This window comes from Streptomyces calidiresistens, assembly GCF_014141525.1.
In the GTDB taxonomy this organism is placed as follows: Bacteria; Actinomycetota; Actinomycetes; order Streptomycetales; family Streptomycetaceae; genus Streptomyces; species Streptomyces calidiresistens.
Window position 1 is genome coordinate 1 of the sequence record NZ_VKHS01001532.1, and the last position, 497, is coordinate 497.

Sequence of the window (497 nt, forward strand, 5' to 3'; positions counted from 1 at the left end):
GGGGCGGAGGGCGGGCCCCGGCGGGGTGTCAGCCGTCCGGGGGGCCCGTGACGGAACCGGACCCCGTCCGGCTCTCGATCTCCCGCCAGAAGCCCGCCCGGATGGCGTAGCGGTCCTGTTCGTCGATCTGGTCGTCCTTGTGGGTGAGCAGACCGAAGCGGGCCGCGTAGCGCAACAGCTCGCCGTCGATGCGGTGCGGGATGCGCGGGTACTCGGCCGCGAGCCGGGAGAGGCGGTCGGCGGCACCGATCCGGTCGGCCCAGCGGCGGGCGAAGACCTGGCCGACCTCGTAGGGGTCCCCACTGACGGTGGTGATGTCCTCCTCGCGGTCCGCCCACCGCTGCTCGGCCGAGGTGAGTTGCGCCAGTGAGGGCAGGGAGGCGGTCTCGGGGGATTCGGCGGACGCCCCCCGCTCGACCCAGCCCCGGTCGGACGACCAGCGCAGGGTGGCGGCGGGGGGCGGGGGATGGATGCCCGCGATCCGGCCGATCCGGGCC

Annotated in this window: 1 pseudogene; it reads right to left on the bottom strand. The window is 75.5% G+C overall.

What is annotated here, in order from left to right:
- Window positions 1-28: 28 nt before the first annotated feature.
- Window positions 29-497: pseudogene (locus FOE67_RS28170) on the bottom strand (NYN domain-containing protein); the annotation flags it as partial.